The sequence below is a fragment of the Pseudomonas sp. AG1028 genome (assembly GCF_007993955.1).
Taxonomy (GTDB): Bacteria; Pseudomonadota; Gammaproteobacteria; order Pseudomonadales; family Pseudomonadaceae; genus Aquipseudomonas; species Aquipseudomonas straminea.
The window spans coordinates 115,311-134,848 of record NZ_VIVP01000007.1 but is presented as its reverse complement, the minus strand read 5'-3'; the positions used below and the strand labels follow the sequence as shown (position 1 = coordinate 134,848).

The 19,538-nt window shown below is 64.3% G+C and carries 18 protein-coding genes; 9 read left to right on the top strand and 9 right to left on the bottom strand.

Translation table 11 applies throughout. The annotated features are described in order from the left end of the window. Positions 1 to 8: 8 nt before the first annotated feature. Entirely contained in the window at positions 9 to 1,106 is a 1,098-nt protein-coding gene (locus FB481_RS13255; RefSeq protein WP_093505889.1) for an amino acid ABC transporter permease, read from the top strand. A gap of 11 nt (positions 1,107 to 1,117) precedes the next feature. Next, complete coding sequence (locus tag FB481_RS13250; protein ID WP_013790176.1) at positions 1,118 to 1,879, top strand: amino acid ABC transporter ATP-binding protein; 762 nt, start codon at positions 1,118 to 1,120, stop codon at positions 1,877 to 1,879. 128 nt (positions 1,880 to 2,007) lie between these two features. On the opposite strand, the gene mmsB is transcribed toward FB481_RS13250, so the two are convergent. From mmsB to FB481_RS13235, 3 genes are read right to left on the bottom strand one after another with little or no spacing between them, the layout of a single operon-like run. Beyond that, complete coding sequence (gene mmsB / locus FB481_RS13245; RefSeq protein WP_147176711.1) at positions 2,008 to 2,904, bottom strand: 3-hydroxyisobutyrate dehydrogenase; 897 nt, start codon at positions 2,902 to 2,904, stop codon at positions 2,008 to 2,010. Positions 2,905 to 2,914: 10 nt separating this feature from the next. After that, positions 2,915 to 4,411, bottom strand: a complete 1,497-nt coding sequence (locus FB481_RS13240; protein ID WP_147176710.1) for a CoA-acylating methylmalonate-semialdehyde dehydrogenase — start codon at positions 4,409 to 4,411, stop codon at positions 2,915 to 2,917. Between the two features lie 19 nt (positions 4,412 to 4,430). After that, positions 4,431 to 5,783, bottom strand: a complete 1,353-nt coding sequence (locus FB481_RS13235) for an MFS transporter (protein ID WP_147176709.1) — start codon at positions 5,781 to 5,783, stop codon at positions 4,431 to 4,433. Between the two features lie 121 nt (positions 5,784 to 5,904). Between FB481_RS13235 and FB481_RS13230 the strand changes: the two genes are divergently transcribed. The 5 genes from FB481_RS13230 to FB481_RS13210 all read left to right on the top strand — a co-directional run bounded on the left by FB481_RS13230 (position 5,905) and on the right by FB481_RS13210 (position 9,548). After that, positions 5,905 to 6,849, top strand: a complete 945-nt coding sequence (locus tag FB481_RS13230; protein WP_147176708.1) for a LysR family transcriptional regulator — start codon at positions 5,905 to 5,907, stop codon at positions 6,847 to 6,849. 67 nt (positions 6,850 to 6,916) lie between these two features. Further along, entirely contained in the window at positions 6,917 to 7,423 is a 507-nt protein-coding gene (locus FB481_RS13225) for a nuclear transport factor 2 family protein (protein ID WP_147176707.1), read from the top strand. Positions 7,424 to 7,527: 104 nt separating this feature from the next. After that, entirely contained in the window at positions 7,528 to 8,238 is a 711-nt protein-coding gene (gene pcsA, locus FB481_RS13220) for a phosphatidylcholine synthase (RefSeq protein ID WP_013790182.1), read from the top strand. Positions 8,239 to 8,245: 7 nt separating this feature from the next. Beyond that, positions 8,246 to 8,560, top strand: a complete 315-nt coding sequence (locus FB481_RS13215) for a GIY-YIG nuclease family protein (protein ID WP_013790183.1) — start codon at positions 8,246 to 8,248, stop codon at positions 8,558 to 8,560. 52 nt (positions 8,561 to 8,612) lie between these two features. Continuing rightward, positions 8,613 to 9,548, top strand: coding sequence for a glutathione S-transferase family protein (locus FB481_RS13210; protein WP_147176706.1), 936 nt, complete (start codon positions 8,613 to 8,615; stop codon positions 9,546 to 9,548). A gap of 186 nt (positions 9,549 to 9,734) precedes the next feature. On the opposite strand, the gene eutC is transcribed toward FB481_RS13210, so the two are convergent. The 4 genes from eutC to FB481_RS13190 form a co-directional block, all read right to left on the bottom strand. Continuing rightward, positions 9,735 to 10,544, bottom strand: coding sequence for an ethanolamine ammonia-lyase subunit EutC (gene eutC, locus FB481_RS13205; RefSeq protein WP_147176705.1), 810 nt, complete (start codon positions 10,542 to 10,544; stop codon positions 9,735 to 9,737). A 9-nt stretch (positions 10,545 to 10,553) separates the two neighbouring features. Next, a complete protein-coding gene (locus FB481_RS13200) occupies positions 10,554 to 11,948 on the bottom strand; it encodes an ethanolamine ammonia-lyase subunit EutB (RefSeq protein ID WP_013790186.1) in 1,395 nt (464 codons plus the stop codon). Positions 11,949 to 11,996: 48 nt separating this feature from the next. Beyond that, positions 11,997 to 13,442, bottom strand: coding sequence for an ethanolamine permease (gene eat / locus FB481_RS13195; protein WP_093505904.1), 1,446 nt, complete (start codon positions 13,440 to 13,442; stop codon positions 11,997 to 11,999). A 79-nt stretch (positions 13,443 to 13,521) separates the two neighbouring features. Beyond that, entirely contained in the window at positions 13,522 to 15,042 is a 1,521-nt protein-coding gene (locus FB481_RS13190; protein ID WP_147176704.1) for an aldehyde dehydrogenase family protein, read from the bottom strand. Positions 15,043 to 15,390: 348 nt separating this feature from the next. Between FB481_RS13190 and FB481_RS13185 the strand changes: the two genes are divergently transcribed. Beyond that, positions 15,391 to 16,482: an AraC family transcriptional regulator gene (locus tag FB481_RS13185; protein WP_147176703.1), complete on the top strand. Its 1,092-nt coding sequence runs from the start codon at positions 15,391 to 15,393 to the stop codon at positions 16,480 to 16,482. Here the strand turns inward: FB481_RS13185 and FB481_RS13180 are convergent. Continuing rightward, positions 16,479 to 17,390: a DMT family transporter gene (locus FB481_RS13180; protein ID WP_147176702.1), complete on the bottom strand. Its 912-nt coding sequence runs from the start codon at positions 17,388 to 17,390 to the stop codon at positions 16,479 to 16,481. The genes FB481_RS13185 and FB481_RS13180 overlap by 4 nt on opposite strands. Before the next feature lie 170 nt (positions 17,391 to 17,560). Here FB481_RS13180 and FB481_RS13175 point away from each other — a divergent pair, with 170 nt between their 5' ends. After that, a complete protein-coding gene (locus FB481_RS13175; protein ID WP_147176701.1) occupies positions 17,561 to 18,466 on the top strand; it encodes a LysR substrate-binding domain-containing protein in 906 nt (301 codons plus the stop codon). A gap of 83 nt (positions 18,467 to 18,549) precedes the next feature. Here the strand turns inward: FB481_RS13175 and FB481_RS13170 are convergent, their stop codons facing one another. Next, complete coding sequence (locus tag FB481_RS13170) at positions 18,550 to 19,314, bottom strand: helix-turn-helix transcriptional regulator (protein WP_147176700.1); 765 nt, start codon at positions 19,312 to 19,314, stop codon at positions 18,550 to 18,552. Positions 19,315 to 19,538 lie beyond the last annotated feature (224 nt).

Genomic DNA, 19,538 nt, shown 5'->3' with positions numbered 1-19,538 from the left:
CTAGCGCAATGAGCACTCATACTTTCAAACCGGATCTGCCGCCACCCAGCGCCAGCGTTGGCGCGGTCGCCTGGATGCGCAGCAATCTGTTCTCCAGCTGGCTCAACACGCTGCTGACCCTGTTCGCGATCTACCTCGTCTGGCTGATGGTGCCGCCGCTGCTCAAGTGGGCGATCTTCGACGCCAACTGGGTCGGCACCACCCGAGCCGACTGCACTAAGGAGGGCGCCTGCTGGGTGTTTATCCAGTCGCGCTTCAGCCAGTTCATGTACGGCTTCTACCCCAGCGAACTGCGCTGGCGCGTGGACCTGACCGCCGTGCTGGCTATCGTTGGCGCCGCGCCGCTGTTCATCTCCAAGTTCCCGCGCAAGGCTGTCTACGGCATCGCCTTCCTGGTTATCTACCCGATCGTTGCCTGGTGCCTGCTGCACGGTGGTGTGTTCGGCCTGGATACCGTGCCGACAAGCCGTTGGGGCGGCCTGATGCTGACCCTGGTGATCGCTGCCGTCGGCATCGCCGGTGCGTTGCCGCTGGGTATCCTGCTGGCGCTGGGGCGTCGTTCCAACCTGCCGGCGGTGAAGGTGGTCTGCGTGACCTTCATCGAGTTCTGGCGTGGTGTGCCGCTGATCACCGTGCTGTTCATGTCCTCGGTGATGCTGCCGCTGTTCCTGCCCGAAGGCATGAGCTTCGACAAGCTGATGCGTGCGCTGATCGGCGTCATCCTGTTCCAGTCGGCCTATATCGCCGAAGTGGTACGCGGTGGCCTGCAGGCGATTCCCAAGGGGCAATACGAAGCGGCCGGCGCCATGGGCCTGGGCTACTGGCGGATGATGGGTCTGGTGATCCTGCCGCAAGCGCTCAAGCTGGTGATCCCGGGCATCGTCAACACCTTCATCGCCCTGTTCAAGGACACTAGCCTGGTGATCATCATCGGCCTGTTCGACCTGCTCAACAGCGTCAAACAGGCGGCTGCCGACCCGGCGTGGCTGGGTATGGCGACCGAGGGCTACGTGTTCGCCGCCCTGATTTTCTGGATTTTCTGTTTCGGTATGTCCCGCTATTCCCTCCATCTGGAGCGGAAGCTGGACACTGGCCACAAGCGTTAGGAGTCACTTAGATGAGCGAAGCAAACAAGCAACCCAGCGCTGAGCCGATTATTCAGCTGCAGGGCGTGAACAAGTGGTACGGCCAGTTCCACGTTCTCAAGGACATCAACCTGGATGTGCGTCAGGGCGAGCGTATCGTGCTGTGCGGCCCGTCGGGTTCGGGCAAGTCGACCACCATCCGCTGCATCAACCGCCTGGAAGAACACCAGGCCGGTCGCATCGTGGTCGATGGCACCGAGCTGACCCGTGATCTGAAGGACATCGAGACCGTGCGCCGCGAAGTGGGCATGGTGTTCCAGCACTTCAACCTGTTCCCGCACCTGACCGTGCTGCAGAACTGCATCCTGGCGCCGATGTGGGTTCGCAAGATGCCCAAGCGCAAGGCCGAGGAAATCGCCATGCACTATCTGGAGCGCGTACGCATTCCAGAGCAGGCGCACAAGTACCCGGGTCAGCTGTCCGGTGGTCAGCAGCAGCGTGTGGCCATCGCCCGCGCCCTGTGCATGAAGCCCAAGATCATGCTGTTTGACGAGCCGACTTCGGCACTCGACCCGGAAATGGTCAAGGAAGTACTCGACACCATGATCGGTCTGGCTCAGGACGGCATGACCATGCTCTGCGTAACCCACGAAATGGGCTTCGCCCGCACCGTGGCCGACCGCGTGATTTTCATGGACAAGGGTGAGATCGTCGAACAGGCCGAGCCGAACGCCTTCTTCGACAACCCGCAGAACGAGCGTACCAAGCTGTTCCTGGGGCAGATCCTGCACTGAGAACGGGCGGGCAGGGCGCGGGCATTTGTCTGCGCAATGACCGAAACGCCGATGAAAGAACGCCGGGGCATCAGCCCCGGCGTTTTTTTATGGGTGAGAAGCAGGTTTTGCTTGTTGGCTCCTGAGCCTCACGATTTGTCCTGGGGCTTCAGATAGCTGGTGATGATCGCCGAGAAATCCAGCCCGCCGTGCCCGTCGCTACTGAAGCGTTGATAGAGCTGTTGAGCGAGGGCGCCGAGTATCACCGGCTGTTTGATCTGCTGCGCCGCCTCGGTGGCCAGGCCCAGGTCCTTGAGCATCAGGTCGGTGCCGAAGCCGCCGCTGTAACCCCGCGAGGCCGGCACGTTGTCGAGCACGCCGGGGTAGGGGTTGTTGGTGTCCGAGCTCCAGCAGCGCCCGCTGGAGGTGTTGATGATGTTCGCCAGTACCTTGGCGTCGATGCCCAGTGACACCCCCAGCGCCATCGCTTCGGCGACGCCGATCATGGAAATGCCGAGGAGCATGTTGTTGGCCACCTTGGCCACCTGTCCGTTACCGCTGCCTCCACAGTGCACGATGTTGCGGCCCATGGCGGCGAGGATCGGCTGGGCCTTGGCGAAGTCCGTCTCGGCGCCGCCGACCATGAAGGTCAGGGTGCCGGCAGCCGCGCCACCCGTGCCGCCAGACACCGGCGCATCGAGCATCGGGTTACCGTGGGTAGCCGCTGCCCTGGCGACCTCCCGTGCAGACAGCGGGTCGATGGTCGAGGAGTCGATCAGCAGCACCCCGGGCTTCACGTTGGCCAGCAGGCCGTCATCGCCGAGGTAGACCGCTTTCACATGGGCCGAGGCCGGCAGCATGGTGATGACGATCTCGGCATCCAGCAGCACGCCGCAGGCGCTGTCGGCACCCTTGGCACCTGCGTCCACCAGGGCCGCGACGGCGCCGGTAGACAGGTCGAAGACGCGCAACGCATGGCCTGCCTTGAGCAGGTTGTGGGCCATGGGTGCGCCCATGTTGCCCAGGCCGATGAATCCGATATTCATGGTCGTCGCCTCACTTCAGGGTGATGGTGGTGTTCACCGCGCCGCCGACATCGCTCTCGTCGAACCAGCGCTGGGTCACGGTCTTGGTCTGGGTATAGAACTGCACCACCTGCTTTCCGTACGGGCCCAGGTCGCCGAGCTTGGACGCCCGCGAACCGGTGAAGGAGAACATCGGCACCGGCACCGGAATCGGCACGTTGATGCCTACCTGGCCAACGTCGATCTCCTCCTGGAAGTGCCGGGCGGCGGCGCCGGAGCGGGTGAAGATCGCCGTGCCGTTGCCATTGGGGTTGGCATTGATCAGCGCGATGGCCTCATCCAGGGTCGCGGCGTGCATCACGCACAGCACCGGGCCGAAGATTTCCTCGCGGTAGATGCTCATCTGCGGCGTTACCCCATCGAAGACGGTCGGGCCGACGAAGTTGCCCTGTTCAAAGCCAGCTACTCCTGGGTTGCGGCCGTCGAGCACCAGGCGCGCGCCTTCGCTGGCGCCGCGTTCGATCAGACTGCTGACCCGGTCCAGCGCCGCGCAGGAAATCAGCGGGCCAACGTCGGTGCCGTTTTCCACGCCGCTGCCGACCTTGAGCGTTTCGGCCTTGGCCACCAGGTCCGGCAGCCAGCCCTGGGCCTCACCGACCAGAATCACCACCGACAGGGCCATGCAGCGTTGCCCGGCAGCGCCGAATGCGGCGCCGGCGAGGTTGTTGAGGGTCTGTTCCTTGTGCGCATCGGGCAGCACGATGGCGTGGTTCTTGGCACCCATCATGCACTGCACGCGCTTGCCGGCCTGGCTGGCGCGGTTGTAGACGTGGGTGCCGACGCGGGTCGAGCCGACGAAGGACACCGCCTTGATGTCCGGGTGATCGCAGATCGCGTTCACTGCGTCCTCGGCGCCGTGCACCACGTTGAGCACGCCCGGCGGCACCCCGGCTTCCAGGGCCAGTTCGCACAGGCGCATGGTCACCATCGGGTCCTGCTCGGAGGGCTTGAGCACGAAGGTGTTACCGGTGGCGATGGCCATCGGGAACATCCACAGCGGGATCATCGCCGGGAAGTTGAACGGGGTGATGCCGGCGCACACGCCCAACGGCTGCAGCAGGGTGTAGGTATCGACGCCGCCGGCCACGTTGTTGGCCAGCTCGCCGAGTTGCAGGTTACCGATGCCAGCGGCGTGTTCGACCACTTCCAGGCCGCGGAACACGTCGCCCTCGGCGTCGGCGAGGGTCTTGCCCTGTTCTGCGGTGAGAATGGCCGCCAGCTCTTTCATGTTTTCGCGGATCAGTTGCTGGTACTTGAGGAAGATCCGCGCGCGGGCGCCGACCGGCGTCTTGCGCCAGGTCTTGAAGGCCTGGCTGGCGCTGGCCACCGCGGCGTCGATCTCCTCGGCGGTGGCCAGGGGCACCCGAGCCAGCACTTCCTGGGTGGCCGGGTTGATGACGTCGCGCCACTGCTGGGTGCGTGACTCGACGAATTCGCCGTTGATGAGCAGTTTCACGGTATCGGTCATGGTTCAGTCCTTTCTTCAATCAACGGGCGCGCAAAGGCGCGGGACGTGCGGTATCCAGCGCGGCGCTGGCGATAGGTTGGCGGGGCGGGTCGCTGCGCATCAGGGCGGTGCAGCCCAGTGCGACCAGGCCCATGCCGATCAGGTAGGCGATCACGTAGCGCGGGCTGCCATCGGCAGCGGCCAGCAGGCTGGTGGCGATCATCGGCGCGAAGCCCCCGCCGAGCACGCCGGCCAACTGCACCGACAGCGAGATGCCGCTGTAGCGGATTTCCGCCGGGAACTGGCGAGCGAACAATAGGGATTCCGGTGCGTAGAGGATCGGGAACACCACGCCCACCGCCAGCACCATCGCCCACCACACCAGCAGCGGCTCACGGGTACCGAGCATGGCGAAGAACGGGTAGACGAAGGCGCACAGCAACAAGAGCCCGGTGAAGTACAGGCGCTTCTGGCCGACGCGATCGGACAGCCAGCCGCAGAACGGCATGGTCGCCAGTGACAGCGCGGCGCCGGCGGTAATGGCATGCAGCACGTCGGCCCGGGGAATCTGCAACTGGTTGGCGGCGTAGGCGAGGGCGAAGGTGACCGCCATGTAGAACCAGGCGTTCTCGGCCGTGCGCGCGCCGATGATGGTCAGGGTGGCACGCGGGTGATTGCGCACCACTTCCAGCAGCGGCAGACGTACGCGGCGGTCCTGCTGCTTGAGCTTCTCGAAGTCCGGCGACTCGGCGACCTTGACGCGAATCAGCCAGCCCAGCGCCAGCAGCACCACGCTGGCCAGGAACGGCAGGCGCCAGCCCCAGGCGAGCATCTGCTCCTCGGGCAGCGTGGCGACCGCGCCCATGGCCAGGGTGGACAGCACCAGGCCGGCGCCCACGCCGGTCTGCGGCAGGCTGCCGTAGAAGCCCTTCTTGCCTTCCGGCGCATGCTCGACGGCCATCAGCACCGCACCGCCCCATTCGCCACCCACGGCCATGCCCTGCAGAAAGCGCATGACCACCAGCAGCGCCGCGGCCCAGTAGCCGATCTGCTCGTAAGTGGGCAAGAGACCGATGGCGATGGTCGGGATGCCCATCATCATCAGGGTGAGCATGAGCATCGACTTGCGGCCGATGCGGTCACCGAAGTGGCCGAACAGAATGCCGCCCAGAGGCCGACCGACGAAACCGACGGCATAGGTGGCGAAAGCCGCCAGTACGCCGGTGATCGGGTCGAGGGTGGGGAAGAACAACTTGTTGAAGACCAGTGCGGCGGCGGTGCCGTAGAGAAAGAAGTCGTACCACTCGATGGTGGTACCCGCCATGCTGGCCAGCCCAGCGATACGGTAGTGCTTGCGGCCGGCAGCCGGCCCTTGAGCGTGTGAGTCGTTCATGAGTTGCCTGCTTTTGTTTTTGTCGTAGGAACTTGGAACTGTGGGCAGCTGGTAGGCGCTGCGTGTCTGGAGTATAGGTATGCAAACTTTCTGTTCCAGCACCTAAAAAGACAGGTTCGTTATGCAAAAAAGCATGATGTCGGCCGGCCAGATGAACTGGGACGACCTCAAGTTCTTTCTTGAAGTCGCCCGTACCCGAACCGCCAGTAGCGCCGCACGGCGCCTGGGCGTGGACTACACCACGGTGTCGCGGCGAATCGGCGCGCTGGAAAAGGCCCTCGGCACCCTGTTGTTCGAACGCTCACGGGCCAGCGGTTTCGTGCTGACTACGGAGGGGCAGCACCTGCTGGGCTATGCCGAGGCCCTGGAAAGCACCCTGCAGACAGCCTGCGAACAGGTGTCGGGCGCCAGCCTGGCGCTCTCGGGCCACGTGCGCATCGGCTCGACCGAGGGCTTCGGCAGCTATTTCGTGGCGCCGCAGCTCGGTGGCTTTCAGGACATCTATCCGAACATCGCCATCGACCTACTGCCCGTGCCGCATTTCATCAGCCTGTCGCGCCGCGAGGCGGACATCGCCATCACCCTGGAGCGCCCCGAGCGCGGGCCTTACGTCTGCTCCCGGTTGTGCGACTACGCACTGAAGCTCTACGCGACGCCCGAATACCTGCAGCGCCACCCGCCGATCCGCCAGGTGGAGGATCTGGGCCGGCACTCGTTCATCACCTACGTCGATGACCTGGCATTCAGCCCGGAGCTGCTCTATCTGGAAGGCATCGTGCCCAATGCCAGCAGCACGCTGCGCAGCACCAGCGTGGTCGCCCAGTATCAGGCCGCCTTGCAGGGGCGGGCGTTGGCGATTCTGCCGTGCTTCCTGGCAGGCCCGGATGCCCGGCTGGTCGAGGTATTGCCGGATGAGGTGAAGGTGATCCGCCAGTTCTGGCTGTATTACCGCGAAGACCTGCGCAAGCTCAAACGCATCACCCTGGTGGCCGATTACCTGCGTGCCTGCGCCGAGCGCAACCGCGCGTTTCTGCTGGGTGATGCTGGCGAAATGGTGATTGCGTGACTCATTTGCCCATGGCGGTCACGTGCGGCTCGGGCGATACTTGCGCCCACTGCCAGGAGGCCATGCCATGTCCACAGAAAATGCCCAATTGATCACCCGTTTCTACCAGGCTTTCCAGCGTCTCGACGCCGAGGAGATGGCGCGTTGCTACGCGCCGGACGTGCGTTTCAGCGACCCGGCCTTCGGCGAGCTGAACGGCGAGGATGCCCGCGACATGTGGCGCATGCTCACATCGCGCGCCAAGAAATTCTCCCTGACCTTCAGCGACGTGCAGGGCGACGCCACTGGCGGCAGCGCCAAATGGGTGGCCACCTACCTGTTCACCCAGACCGGGCGCACCGTGGTCAATCGTATCGACGCATCGTTCGTGATCCGCGACGGGCTGATCGTCGAGCACCGCGACCACTTCGACATGTGGCGCTGGGCCGCTCAGGCGCTGGGCTTTCAGGGCATGCTGATCGGCTGGACGCCGCTACTCAAGAACACCGTGCGCAAGCAGGCGCGAGGCGGCCTGCGGCAGTTCCAGGCCGCCCGTGCGTCCGACGGGCAGCACGGCGGAGCAGCGCGCGGCTGAACGGAGTGGTACGCTCTCCGGTCAGAACTTCAGCGATGAATGGCAAGGTGCATGTAAAGGCCTGATTCATCGTGTGAAAGCCCGTCCGCCAGAGTATTTCGATCATGAGTGTTATGTCCGTATCCCCCCGTAAAGCCAAGGCCTGGAGCGTGCACGCGGTAACCGCGAGCGGAGTCATCCTCGGTATGCTGGCGCTGCTCGCGCTGATCGAGGGGCGGGCGGAAAGCTGCCTGCTGTGGCTGGGGCTGGCGCTGCTGGTCGACGGCCTGGACGGCACCCTGGCGCGCAAGTACGACGTGAAGGTGGTGCTGCCGCATTTCGATGGTTCCACCCTCGACCTGGTGATCGACTACCTCACCTACGTATTCATCCCGGCGATCTTCGTCTATCGCTTTATTCCGCTGCCCGAGTACACGCTGCTGCTGTCGGTGGGCGTGATCCTGCTGTCGTCGCTGTTCTGCTTCTGTAACGTCAACATGAAGAGCAAGGACAACTACTTCGTCGGCTTCCCTGCCGCCTGGAACGTGGTGGTGGTGTATCTCTACCTGCTGGACTTCGAGCCCTGGGTCACCTTTGCGGTGATCATGGTGCTGGCCGGCCTGACCCTGACCCGCATGAAGTTCCTGCACCCGTTCCGGGTCAAGCAGTTCATGCCCATCAACATCGCCGTGACCATGGTGTGGATGTTCGCCTGCGCTGGCCTGATCATGCAGTTCCCCGCTCAGCCGGTGTGGCTGCTGGTGCTGTGGGGCCTGTCCTCGGCCTACTTCGTGGGCATGTGCGTGTGGCGTTCGGCCCGCGAGTGGTTCGCCTGACCGCGTGATGAGCGTCAGCGCCGATAAACCCTGGTTCGTCTACCTCGTGCGCGCCGCCAATGGCGCGCTCTACTGCGGCATCAGTGATGATCCACAGCGGCGCTTCGCCCAGCATCAGAGCGGCAAGGGCGCGCGGTTCTTCTTCTCCAGCCCGGCGGTGGCCCTGGTCTACAGCGAAAGCTGCCCGGGCAAGGGCGACGCCCTGCGCCGCGAACGGGCGATCAAGCGTCTCGGCAAGGGCGCCAAGGAGGCCCTGGTGGCCACCGGCAGCCTGATGCATGTGCTTGATGAGCTGCCATCAGCCCCGCTGGAATCTATCTAACGCTGTGGGGAGCTGAGTTAAGCTGGGCGCTCATCCGTTCCCGGAGGCTTCCATGTCTGATCTGATCCTGCACCATTACCCCACATCGCCCTTCGCCGAGAAGGCGCGTCTGCTGATGGGCTTCAAGAACCTGGCCTGGCGCTCGGTGCAGATTCCGCCGGTGATGCCCAAGCCGGACCTCACCGCCCTCACTGGCGGCTATCGCAAGACACCGGTGCTGCAGATCGGCGCCGATATCTACTGCGATACCGCCCTGATCGCCCGCCGCCTCGAGGCGCACCAGCCGCAGCCGGCATTGCTGCCCGGCAAGCAGGCCTTCGCCGTCGCCGCCTTCGCCCAGTGGGCCGACTCGGTGGTGTTCCAGCATGCGGTCAGCCTGGTGTTCCAGCCCGAATCCATCGCTGTGCGGTTCGCCAAGGCGCCGCCGGAATTCTTGCAGACCTTCATCGCCGACCGCAGCAAGCTGTTCTCGGGCGGCCAGGCTACCCGCCTGCCGGCCGAGCAGGCCAAGCACCAGTGGCCTGGCTTCATGACCCGCCTGCAGGCGCAACTGGAGGCCAGCGGCGGTGATTTCCTGTTTGGCGAGGCGAGCCTGGCCGATATCGCCATGGCGCATCCACTATGGTTCCTGCGCGCCACCCCGGTGACATCACCGCTGGTCGATGGCTACCCGGCGGTAGTCGCCTGGCTGGAGCGCGTGCTCTCGTTCGGGCACGGCAACCCGCAGGACCTGAGCAGTGAAGCAGCCGTCGAGGTCGCGCGCGCCGCCACACCTGCGGCGCTGCCCGAAGAAGCGTTCGCCGATCCGAACGGTTTCAAGGCCGGACAGCGGGTGGCCGTTTCGGCTATCGATTATGGCGTAGAGGCAGTCGAGGGTGAGCTGCTATTCGCCGGCGCCGAGGAGCTGATCCTGCGCCGTGAGGATGAGCGCGCTGGCGTCGTGCATGTGCACTTTCCGAGGCTGGGCTTTCGTATCGAGGCACATTGAGTTCGATAAAGATCGCGGCTAAAGCCGCTCCCACAAAGGCACCAGGCGTGGGAGCGGCTTTAGCCGCGAGAGGTTTGGGGACAGGCCGTAGGATGGGGCGGGCCGCGTAGGATGGGTGAAACCCATCAATCGCCGATGGGTTTCACCTACGCGGCCCGACCCAGCCTACGGCTACGACCTATTGCTTCATCGCTGATCCGGCAACAAAAAATTCCCCGGCCCTGCGTCTTCCAGAGTCGGCACTTCGGCTTCGTCCTTCAGATCCACGCCCGACAGCTGGCGGCGGCAGGCCTCGCGCATCAGGTACAGCAATCGAAAGGTCGCCATGCCGTAGCTCAGGCCTTCCAGCCGCACGTTGGAGATGCAGTTGCGGTAGGCGTCATTGAGGCCGACCCGCGGTGCGTAGGTGAAGTACAGGCCCAGGCTGTCCGGTGAGCTGAGCCCTGGGCGTTCGCCGATCAGGATCACCGTCATCTTGGCGCCCAGCCGTTCGCCCACCTCGTCGGCGACGGCGACCCGGCCCTGTTGTACCAGGCTGATGGGCGCCAGTTTCCAACCTTCCTCGGTCATCTGCTCCAGCAGCTTTTCCAGAAACGGCAGGCTGTGACGGCGCACGGCCAGGGAAGACAGGCCATCGGCGATGACGATGGCCAGGTCGTAGCCGCGGCCGTTTTCCTTGGCGTAGTCGTCCAGGGCGTTGGCGGATTCATCGTCCAGGCGCCGGCCAAGGTCCGGGCGCTGCAGGTAGGTGTGCCGGTCCGCCGCGGCGCTGTGCAGCAGCAGGGTATCCAGGCCGCGGCCCTGCAGTTCTTCACACAGGCCTTCATGGTCGAAGGGCAGGTGCACGGCATCGCGGGCCTGGGCGTGGGCGAACTGGAAATCCAATTGCGCGGCGGTAGGCAGGCTGGTGCCGGCGCGGCCCAGGGCGATACGCGCCGGGGTCAGCTGGCGCAGATGCTGCCAGGGGTTGGGCGTAGCGGGGGATTTATCGGACATGGCGACCTCTCAAGCCAGTTGCGCCAGGGCCTGGCGAAATGCCGGCGGCAGCTCGTTACCCATATGCAGGCGGCCGCCCTGTTGCTGGAAGATGCCCATGCGCGCCAGCCAGGCTTCGAACTCCGGCGCCGCATGCAGGCCGAGCACCTTGCGCGCGTACAGGGCGTCGTGGAACGACGTGGTCTGGTAGTTGAGCATCACGTCATCCGAGCCGGGGATGCCCATGATGAAGTTGATGCCGGCCGTGCCGAGCAGGGTCAGCAGGGTGTCCATGTCGTCCTGATCGGCCTCGGCGTGGTTGGTGTAGCAGATGTCGCAGCCCATGGGCACGCCGAGCAGCTTGCCGCAGAAGTGATCTTCCAGGCCGGCGCGGATGATCTGCTTGCCGTTGTAGAGGTATTCCGGGCCGATGAAGCCGACCACGGTGTTGACCAGAAACGGGTTGAAGTGCCGGGCCACGGCGTAGGCGCGGGTTTCGCAGGTCTGCTGGTCGACGCCATGGTTGGCGTTGGCCGACAGCGCGCTGCCCTGGCCGGTCTCGAAATACATGAGGTTGTTGCCCAGGGTGCCGCGCTTGAGGCTCAGGCCGGCTTCGTAGCCTTCCTGCAGCACCTTGAGGGTCACGCCGAAGCTGGCGTTGGCCGCCTCGGTGCCGGCGATCGACTGGAACACCAGGTCCAGCGGAGCACCGCGCTCGATGGCGGCGATGGAGCTGGTGACGTGGGTCAGCACGCAGGATTGGGTGGGGATCTCGTAGCGCTGGATGATCGCGTCGAGCATGTCCACCAGCGCGCGGATCGAGCTGGCGCTATCGGTGGCCGGGTTGATGCCGATCATCGCATCGCCGTTACCGTAGAGCAGGCCGTCGAGGATGCTGGCGGCGATGCCCGCCGGATCGTCGGTCGGGTGGTTGGGCTGCAGGCGCGTGGACATCCGCCCGCGCAGGCCCATGGTGTTGCGGAATTTGGTGACCACTCGGGTCTTCTGGGCAACCAGCACCAGATCTTGCACGCGCATGATCTTCGATACCGCCGCGGCCATTTCCGGGGTCAGCCCCGGTGCCAGGGCGGTCAGGCTGGTTTCGTCGGCGGCATCGCTGAGCAGCCAGTCGCGCAGCCCGCCCACCGTCAGGTGGCTGACCGGGGCGAAGGCGTCGGCATCATGGGTGTCGACGATCAGCCGGGTGACTTCGTCCTGTTCATAGGGAATCACCGCTTCCTGCAGGAAGTGCTCCAGCGGCACGTCAGCCAGGGCCATCTGCGCCGCGGCACGCTCGGCGTCGCTCTGCGCGGCGACCTCGGCCAGGTAATCACCGGAGCGGGCCGGGCTGGCCTTGGCCATCAGCTCGCGCAGGCTGTCGAAGCGCCAGGTCATGTGGGCGATGGTGTGAGTGAATCCAGCCATGAATCATGTCTCCTGTCGCGGCCGCTTTTCAGCGGCCGCTGCAAGGGGTTAACGCAGTGACTGCTCGGCAGCCTGAATTGCCGCGAACTCTTCCTCCGGCGTGCCGGACACCAGGTGGTGGCGGCTGTACAGCGCGAAGTAGGCAATGAACAGAGCGTAGATGACTGCCGCGCCGATCACGACCCGCAGGTCGACTAGGAAGCAGGCCACCAGCGCTACCGCTGCCAGCACCAGAGCCACCGACGAGGTCAGCACGCCACCGGGAGTGCGATAGGGGCGCGGCATGTCGGGACGACGGCTGCGCAGGGTGATGTGCGCCGCCATCATCAGTACGTAGGACAGCGTGGCGCCGAATACCGCGACCAGAATCAGCAGGTCACCCTGGCCGGTCAGCGACAGGCCGAAGCCGATGATGCCCGGGACGATCAGGGCCATGACCGGCGCCTTGTTGCGGTTGGTCAGCGACAGACTGCGTGGCAGGTAGCCGGCGCGCGACAGGGCGAAGATCTGCCGCGAGTAGGCGTAGATGATCGAGAAGAAGCTGGCGATCAGACCGGCCAGGCCAACCAGATTGACGAACTGGCTCATCCAGGTGGAGCCGCCGTAGACCTTGACCAGCGATTCCACCAGCGGGTTACCCGAGGCCACCAGCGACTGGGCACCGGCGGCGCCTGGGCCGACCAGCAGAATCAGCCCGGCGAACACCAGCAGCACCAGCACCGCGCCGATCAGGCCGCGTGGCAGGTCGCGCTTGGGATCCTTGGTTTCCTCGGCAGCCAGCGGCACGCCTTCGACCGCCAGGAAGAACCAGATGCCGTAGGGCAGGGCGGCCCAGATGCCCAGGTAGCCGAAGGGCAGGAAGCTGCTGGCGCCCTTGGCGTCGGTGGCGGGAATGTCGAACAGGTTGGCGACCTGGAAGTGCGGCGCCATGGCGACGATGTACACGCCCAGGGCGATGGCGGCGACGGCGGTGATGGCGAACATCAGCTTCAGCGCCTCGCCGGCACCGAGGATGTGGATGCCGATGAACACCACGTAGAACACCAAGTAGATGATCCAGCCGCCGACGCCGAACAGCGACTCGCAGTAGGCACCGATAAAACAGGCGATGGCCGCCGGCGCGATGGCGTACTCGATGAGGATCGCCGTACCGGTCAAAAAGCCGCCCCAGGGTCCGAAGGCGGTGCGGGTGAAACCGTAGCCACCGCCGGCGGTGGGGATCATCGACGACAGTTCGGCCAGCGAGAAACACATGCACAGGTACATGGTCGCCATCAGCAGCGTGGCGATGAACATGCCGCCCCAGCCGCCCTGGGCTAGGCCGAAGTTCCAGCCGGCGTAGTCACCGGAGATCACGTAGGCCACGCCCAGGCCGATCAACAGGATCCAGCCGGCGGCGCCCTGTTTCAGTTGCCGGTTGGCGAAGTAGTCGGCGCTGACCGCTTCGGTTTCCACACCGCCGTGCGAGGGTGTGGCGATTGTCTCTTTGGACATGTTGGGACTCCTTCACGCCCCGCCGCAGGCGGCGGGGCGTCGTTTTAGTTGGCTGCGTTCAATTGGCAAATTGGCAGTTTCAGAAGAAGCCCAGCGGGTTGATGTCGTAGCTCACCAGCAGGTTCTTGGTCTGCTGATAGTGGTCGAGCATCATCTTGTGGGTTTCGCGCCCGACCCCGGACTTTTTGTAGCCGCCAAAGGCAGCGTGCGCCGGGTACAGGTGGTAGCAGTTGGTCCAGACGCGCCCGGCCTTGATGCCGCGGCCCATGCGGTAGGCGCGGTTGATGTCGCGCGTCCACACGCCGGCGCCCAGGCCGAACTCGGTGTCGTTGGCGATGGCCAGGGCTTCGGCCTCGTCCTTGAAAGTGGTCACGCCCACCACCGGGCCGAAGATTTCTTCCTGGAACACGCGCATCTTGTTGGTGCCCTTGAGCAGGGTCGGCTGGATGTAATAACCGCCGGCCAGGTCGCCCTCCAGCTTCTCGGTCGCGCCGCCGGTGAGCAGCTCGGCGCCTTCCTGCTGGGCGATCTTCAGATAGCTGAGGATCTTGTCGTACTGCTGCTGCGAGGCCTGGGCGCCGACCATGGTGTCGGTGTCCAGCGGGTTACCGCGCTTGATCGATTTGATCTTCTTCATCACCTCGTTCATGAACGGCTCGAAGATCGACTCCTGCACCAGCGCCCGCGACGGGCAGGTGCACACTTCGCCCTGGTTGAAGAAGGCCAGCACCAGGCCTTCGGCCGCCTTCTCGATGAACGCCGGCTCGGCGCTCATGATGTCTTCGAAGAAGATGTTCGGCGATTTGCCGCCCAGCTCCACGGTACTGGGAATGATATTGGCGGAGGCGCATTTCATGATGTGCGAGCCCACCGGGGTCGAACCGGTGAAGGCGATCTTGGCGATGCGCGTGCTGGTGGCCAGCGCCTCGCCGGCTTCACGGCCGAAGCCCTGGACGATATTGAGCACGCCCGGCGGCAGCAGGTCGCCGATGATCTCGGCCAGCAAGGTGATCGACAGCGGCGTCTGCTCGGCTGGTTTCAATACCACGCAGTTGCCGGCGGCCAGCGCCGGGGCCAGCTTCCAGGCGGCCATCAGCAGCGGGAAGTTCCAGGGAATGATCTGCCCGACCACGCCCAGCGGCTCGTGGAAGTGATAGGACGCGGTGTGCTCGTTGATCTCCGCCGAGGTGCCTTCCTGGGCGCGGATGCAGCCGGCGAAGTAGCGGAAGTGATCGGCGGCCAGGGGTACGTCGGCGTTCAGGGTTTCGCGCACGGCCTTGCCGTTGTCCCAGGTCTCGGCCACGGCCAGCAGCTCGAGGTTGGCTTCGATGCGGTCGGCGATCTTCAAGAGGATCAGCGCGCGATCCTGCACTGACGTTTTGCCCCAGGCATCGGCGGCAGCGTGGGCGGCATCCAGGGCCTTGTCGATGTCCTTGGCGTCCGAGCGCGGGAATTCGCCGATGGCCGAGGCATCCACCGGGCTGGTATTGGTGAAGTACTGACCGCCCACCGGCGCGACGAATTCGCCGCCGATGTAGTTGCCGTAGCGCGATTTCAGGGTGACGACGGCGCCTGCAGTACCGGGTTTGGCATAGATCATTGACGTTCTCCCATTACGAGTTCTTGTAGTTTTCAGGGGCGGGTCGCGAGCACGACCGGGGCTCGCCATGAACTATGAGACGAATTCATGTGGCCGACTTGACGCTAGGCGAGGCTGGCTGTTCTGCAAAGTCAAATTTCGACGGTGTCGTGTGGCGTGTCGCGCTGGGTCAACTGGGAGTGCTTAATTTCGGTGCGAGTGTTTCCGAATGACCCGTTTTAGGGCTTTTCAAGCAGGCCGTAGGAATGGTGTGCAGCGAGGGACCCGGCAGGGCGCGGTTATTGACGACGTATTCAATAACCGGCGTATTTCTTGCTTCCAGAAACAAATTGTCACCAAGGAGGCGCCATGAGCTCTGTCCTCGTCCAGCCTGACCTGTCCGCCGGCCTGCCGCTGCTGTCCGGCAGCCCGTCCAATACCGGCGTTCTGGCCGCCGCCGCCAGCGGCCTGTGCGGCTTTATCGAAAAGCACGGCGGTGATCCCGATCGCATCCTTGGCGTATCCGGCATCGACCCCGAATCCCTGCGCCATCCCACCCTGAGCCTGGCCCTGCCCAATTACTGCCAAGTGCTGGAAGAGGCGTCGCGCCAGTCCGGGTGCGACAACTTCGGGCTGTACTACGGTCAGCAGTTCAAGCCCCAGGCGCTGGGGCTGCTTGGCTATATCGGCCTGTGCTCGGCGACCGTCGAACAGGCGCTGATCAACTTCGCCCGTGCCTTCCCGCTGCACCAGCGCAACAGCCTGATCCGCCTGGTGGACGAGGGCGAGTGCTACCGCTTCGATTACCAGGTGCGCCACGGCGCGATTCTCTGTCGCCGCCAGGACGCCGAGTTGACCCTGGGCATGGCGCTGAACCTGGTGCGCCACGTACTCGGCCCACAGTGGGCACCGCGTGCGGTGCACTTCGAGCATCCACGGCCCGAGCACTGGCACGAGCACTGCAAAGTCTTCGACGCGCCGGTGTATTTCGAGCAGCCGTTCAATTCGCTGGTCATCCCCAAACGCGGCCTCGACCGCGCCATGCCGCAGGGCGACCCGGTGCTGCTGTTGGTGATGCAGGACTCGCTCAGCCAGCTCAGTGCCCTGAGTGGCCGTGGCGAACGGGACCTGGCCGATGACGTGCGCGAGCAGATCCGCCAGCAACTGCTGATGGGCGAGCCGGTGCTGGAACTGGCCGCCGAGCAACTGGGCATGAGCAGTTGGTCGCTGCAGCGTCGCCTACGCGACCAGGGCCTGACCTTCACCGCCATGGTGGACAAAGTGCGTTGCGAACTCGCCACCCACTACCTACGCCAGCATCAACTGCCAATCTCGAACCTGGCGCCACTGCTCGGCTACTCCGAAGTCAGCGCCTTCTCCCGCGCCTTCCGCCGCTGGTTCGGCGTCAGCCCACGGCAGTGGCGGCATGAGAGTGATGGTGTCGGTGGGCGTAGGCACTAAGTGCTGGACGCCCTCAGGCGCGTACTAGCGATTCGCCCGTTGCTCGACAGTTGCACCAGGGCAACACCCACCAGAATGAGCGCGATGGCGACCCAGGCGCTTGTGGTGACCGGCTCGCCGAGCCACCAGCCGATCAGCAGCGCGACCACGGGCGGGATGTAAGTCACGGCAGAGGCTGCCAGTGCGCCCAGGGCGTCGACGATGAAGTAATACGCCAGGTAGGCAGCGCCCGTTCCCAGCAAGCCGAGGCCGAACACCAGGCCAACCCATGCATGGCTGTCATCGAACATTGCGCTGATGCCGTGAAAAGGCGTGACGATTGCCAGCAGCGCCAGGGCAAGGCCGATCTGGTAGGTGGTCAGTGCCACGGCCGGCAGGCCCAGGGGGATGATGAAGCGCTTGGCGTAGACGAATGAGCAACCCACGCTCAGGGAGCCGAGAATCATGTAGATCACGCCGTTGAGGTTGATGCCGCCCTGTGCCGACCAGGGCTTGGCCACCACGACGATGCCCAGAAACCCAAGGCTGATGCCGAGCGTCTTCAATTGAGTCAACTGTTCGCTACTCAAAAAGAGCCAGGCGCACAAAAAGGTGAACAGCGGAATCGCGCCACCCAGCATGCCGGCGATGCTGGTATCGAGTAGTGCGGTGCCCTTGGCGAAGGCGAAGTAGTAGAGCGCCGTTGCCAGCAATGACATGACGAGAAAGTGATGGGCGTGTTTCCAGTGCTCACGACGCAGCGCGCCCTTGGCCACTGCATAGATCAGTACCGGGAGAAACCCGAACAGCACGCGCAGCAGGGTGATCTGCAGCGGCGAGATAAACGCGGCAGCCGTTTTGACGAAAACAAAATTGCTGCCCCAGATAACGCCCAGAAAGACGAACACGGCAATCGCAGACTTGTTCATGGCGGTTCTCGATTCAGAGATGGATACGCTACTGGCAGCGCTACCCTATCGATGGGCAGTTGACGTAGCGCCAGCGCAGCGAACGCTATAGGCTGACAGCAGCGTAACAAGCTCACGCACTCTGCAGAGAGGCAGAGAAACTTTTTCGAGCCAATAGAAAATCCATCGTCATGCAGCCAGGCTTTGCCAGATTGCCGTCACTCAACGCGTTGCGCGTATTCGAAGTGGTGGCGCGTCACCTGAATTTCCGTATCGCCTCCGAGGAGCTGGGGGTGACCCAGGCTGCAGTCGCCCAGCAGATCCGTGGGCTGGAGGCGAGCCTGGAGGTTCGCTTGTTCGAGCGCCTGCCGCGCGGTCTCGCACTTACCGATGCCGGGCGCAGCTACAGCGAAAGCGTGCGTCGCGCATTGGCAATGATTGAGGAGGCGACCCGGCTGCTGCGCCCCATGCCTTCGCAGCTCACGGTCAGCGTTACGCCCACCTTTGCCTCCAAATGGCTGATACCGAAGCTGGGAAACTTTGCCGAAAGCAATCCGCAAATCGATCTGCGGTTACTGGCCAGCGAGCGAATCTGCCATTTCCAGACCGATGGCGTTGATCTTGCCGTGCGCTATGGCCAGCCGCCGTTTGGCGCGGGGCTCAATGTCGAGTTGTTGATGGAGCAGCAGATCGTCGCGGTGGCCAGCCCAGCGCTGTTGACGGATAAGGGCACGCCTGACTCCTTCGAAGCCTTGCAGCGCTTTGTCGCGTTGCACGATGCGCATAACTTCTGGCCCGAGTTCACGGCTACGGTCTTTCACGAGCATCCATCACCTACCGGCAGGAATCTGCACTTCAACCAGACTTCACTGGCCATCGAGGCCGCCATCGGAAGGCAGGGCATCACGCTCGCCAGCCATGCATTCGTAAAAGACGACATTGCCGCCGGCCGGTTGGTGCAGGTGTTCGCCCAGCAGTTGCACCTCAACAAGGCGTTCTATCTGGTCTGGCCGCGCAAAGCGCCGGAGGCCGAGGCATTGGGGGTGGTTCGCCAATGGCTGAAGAGCCAGGCTGCAGACAACTCGTCAAAGGGCTAGGCGAAGCTGGCCTATCTCCCGTGCCTTCGCCGCGGGGGGCGCGTCAGCCCGTGCTGGTCTTGCAGTCAGGTGTTTGGTTGCGCTCATTTATAAAAGCTCGACGGCGCGACGCCGAACTGCCGGCGGAACGCTGCGGCGAAGGCGCTCTGGCTTTCGTAACCATGCTGCAGGGCCACTTGCAGCACGGGCTGGCCTTCAGCCAGGGCCTCCAGCGAGAGCAACAGGCGCGCCTGTTGGCGCCAGCGGCCAAAGGTGATGCCGGTACTGGCCAGAAAGCGGCGGTGAAAGGTTTTCGGGCTCATGGCCAGTTGCTCTGCCCAATGCTCGGCGCTGTCGTCCTGCGCCGGGTTTTGCGTCAGAGTCAGGCACACGCGGGTGATGCGTTCGTCATCCGGCCAGGGCAGGTGGAAGGGCAGTACCGGCAGGCTACGCAGTTCATCGAGCAGAAAGCGCATTAGTCTCCCGTCACGGCTGTCCGCACTGTATTGCGCCGGCACCTGGGTCGCGGCCAGGATGAGTTCGCGCAGCAGCGGTGATACGTCGATCACGCAGTTGCCGGTCGGCAAGCCATCGATGGCGTCGGGGTGGACGAACAGGCTGCGCATGCAGGCTTTGCCGCGAATGCGCAGGGCGTGCTCGACGCCTGCCTGCACCCACACGGCGCGGGTCGGCGGTATGACCCAGCGGCCAGCCGGCGTTTCCACCACCAATACCCCGGAAATGGCATAGATCAACTGCGCACGCGGATGGCTGTGGGCGGGTACTTGGTGGCCGTTGGAGTAATCGACCGAAACGCCGGTGACCGGCATGGCCTGGGATTCTTGGGGGAGATGGCTGTGGTCGACCATGGGAGCGTCCATGCTATGCGGCCTATCAGCTTAGCGGTAGGAATGACCATTTGGCGATAACGAGCGACCATTTGTCGTGAGTGGTCAGCCGCCCGGCTGCCTATGCTGGGCACCTGTCTGACCGGAACCGCGCCATGAATCTTCAGCTGCCCTCGCTACCGCTACTAGCCCTGAGCTTCGGCCGGGGTCTGTCGCCGCGTGTGTGGCGTCGACTTGCGATCTCC

Coding starts and splice junctions, on each gene's coding strand:
- FB481_RS13185 (WP_147176703.1), top strand. CDS start 15,391: ATGAGCTCTGTCCTCGTCCAGCCTGACCTGTCCGCCGGCCTGCCGCTG.
- FB481_RS13170 (WP_147176700.1), bottom strand. CDS start 19,314: ATGGTCGACCACAGCCATCTCCCCCAAGAATCCCAGGCCATGCCGGTC.
- FB481_RS13215 (WP_013790183.1), top strand. CDS start 8,246: ATGAGCGTCAGCGCCGATAAACCCTGGTTCGTCTACCTCGTGCGCGCC.
- FB481_RS13250 (WP_013790176.1), top strand. CDS start 1,118: ATGAGCGAAGCAAACAAGCAACCCAGCGCTGAGCCGATTATTCAGCTG.
- FB481_RS13230 (WP_147176708.1), top strand. CDS start 5,905: ATGCAAAAAAGCATGATGTCGGCCGGCCAGATGAACTGGGACGACCTC.
- FB481_RS13255 (WP_093505889.1), top strand. CDS start 9: ATGAGCACTCATACTTTCAAACCGGATCTGCCGCCACCCAGCGCCAGC.
- FB481_RS13200 (WP_013790186.1), bottom strand. CDS start 11,948: ATGGCTGGATTCACTCACACCATCGCCCACATGACCTGGCGCTTCGAC.
- FB481_RS13190 (WP_147176704.1), bottom strand. CDS start 15,042: ATGATCTATGCCAAACCCGGTACTGCAGGCGCCGTCGTCACCCTGAAA.
- FB481_RS13180 (WP_147176702.1), bottom strand. CDS start 17,390: ATGAACAAGTCTGCGATTGCCGTGTTCGTCTTTCTGGGCGTTATCTGG.
- FB481_RS13235 (WP_147176709.1), bottom strand. CDS start 5,783: ATGAACGACTCACACGCTCAAGGGCCGGCTGCCGGCCGCAAGCACTAC.
- mmsB (WP_147176711.1), bottom strand. CDS start 2,904: ATGAATATCGGATTCATCGGCCTGGGCAACATGGGCGCACCCATGGCC.
- FB481_RS13240 (WP_147176710.1), bottom strand. CDS start 4,411: ATGACCGATACCGTGAAACTGCTCATCAACGGCGAATTCGTCGAGTCA.
- FB481_RS13225 (WP_147176707.1), top strand. CDS start 6,917: ATGTCCACAGAAAATGCCCAATTGATCACCCGTTTCTACCAGGCTTTC.
- eutC (WP_147176705.1), bottom strand. CDS start 10,544: ATGTCCGATAAATCCCCCGCTACGCCCAACCCCTGGCAGCATCTGCGC.
- pcsA (WP_013790182.1), top strand. CDS start 7,528: ATGAGTGTTATGTCCGTATCCCCCCGTAAAGCCAAGGCCTGGAGCGTG.
- FB481_RS13175 (WP_147176701.1), top strand. CDS start 17,561: ATGCAGCCAGGCTTTGCCAGATTGCCGTCACTCAACGCGTTGCGCGTA.
- FB481_RS13210 (WP_147176706.1), top strand. CDS start 8,613: ATGTCTGATCTGATCCTGCACCATTACCCCACATCGCCCTTCGCCGAG.
- eat (WP_093505904.1), bottom strand. CDS start 13,442: ATGTCCAAAGAGACAATCGCCACACCCTCGCACGGCGGTGTGGAAACC.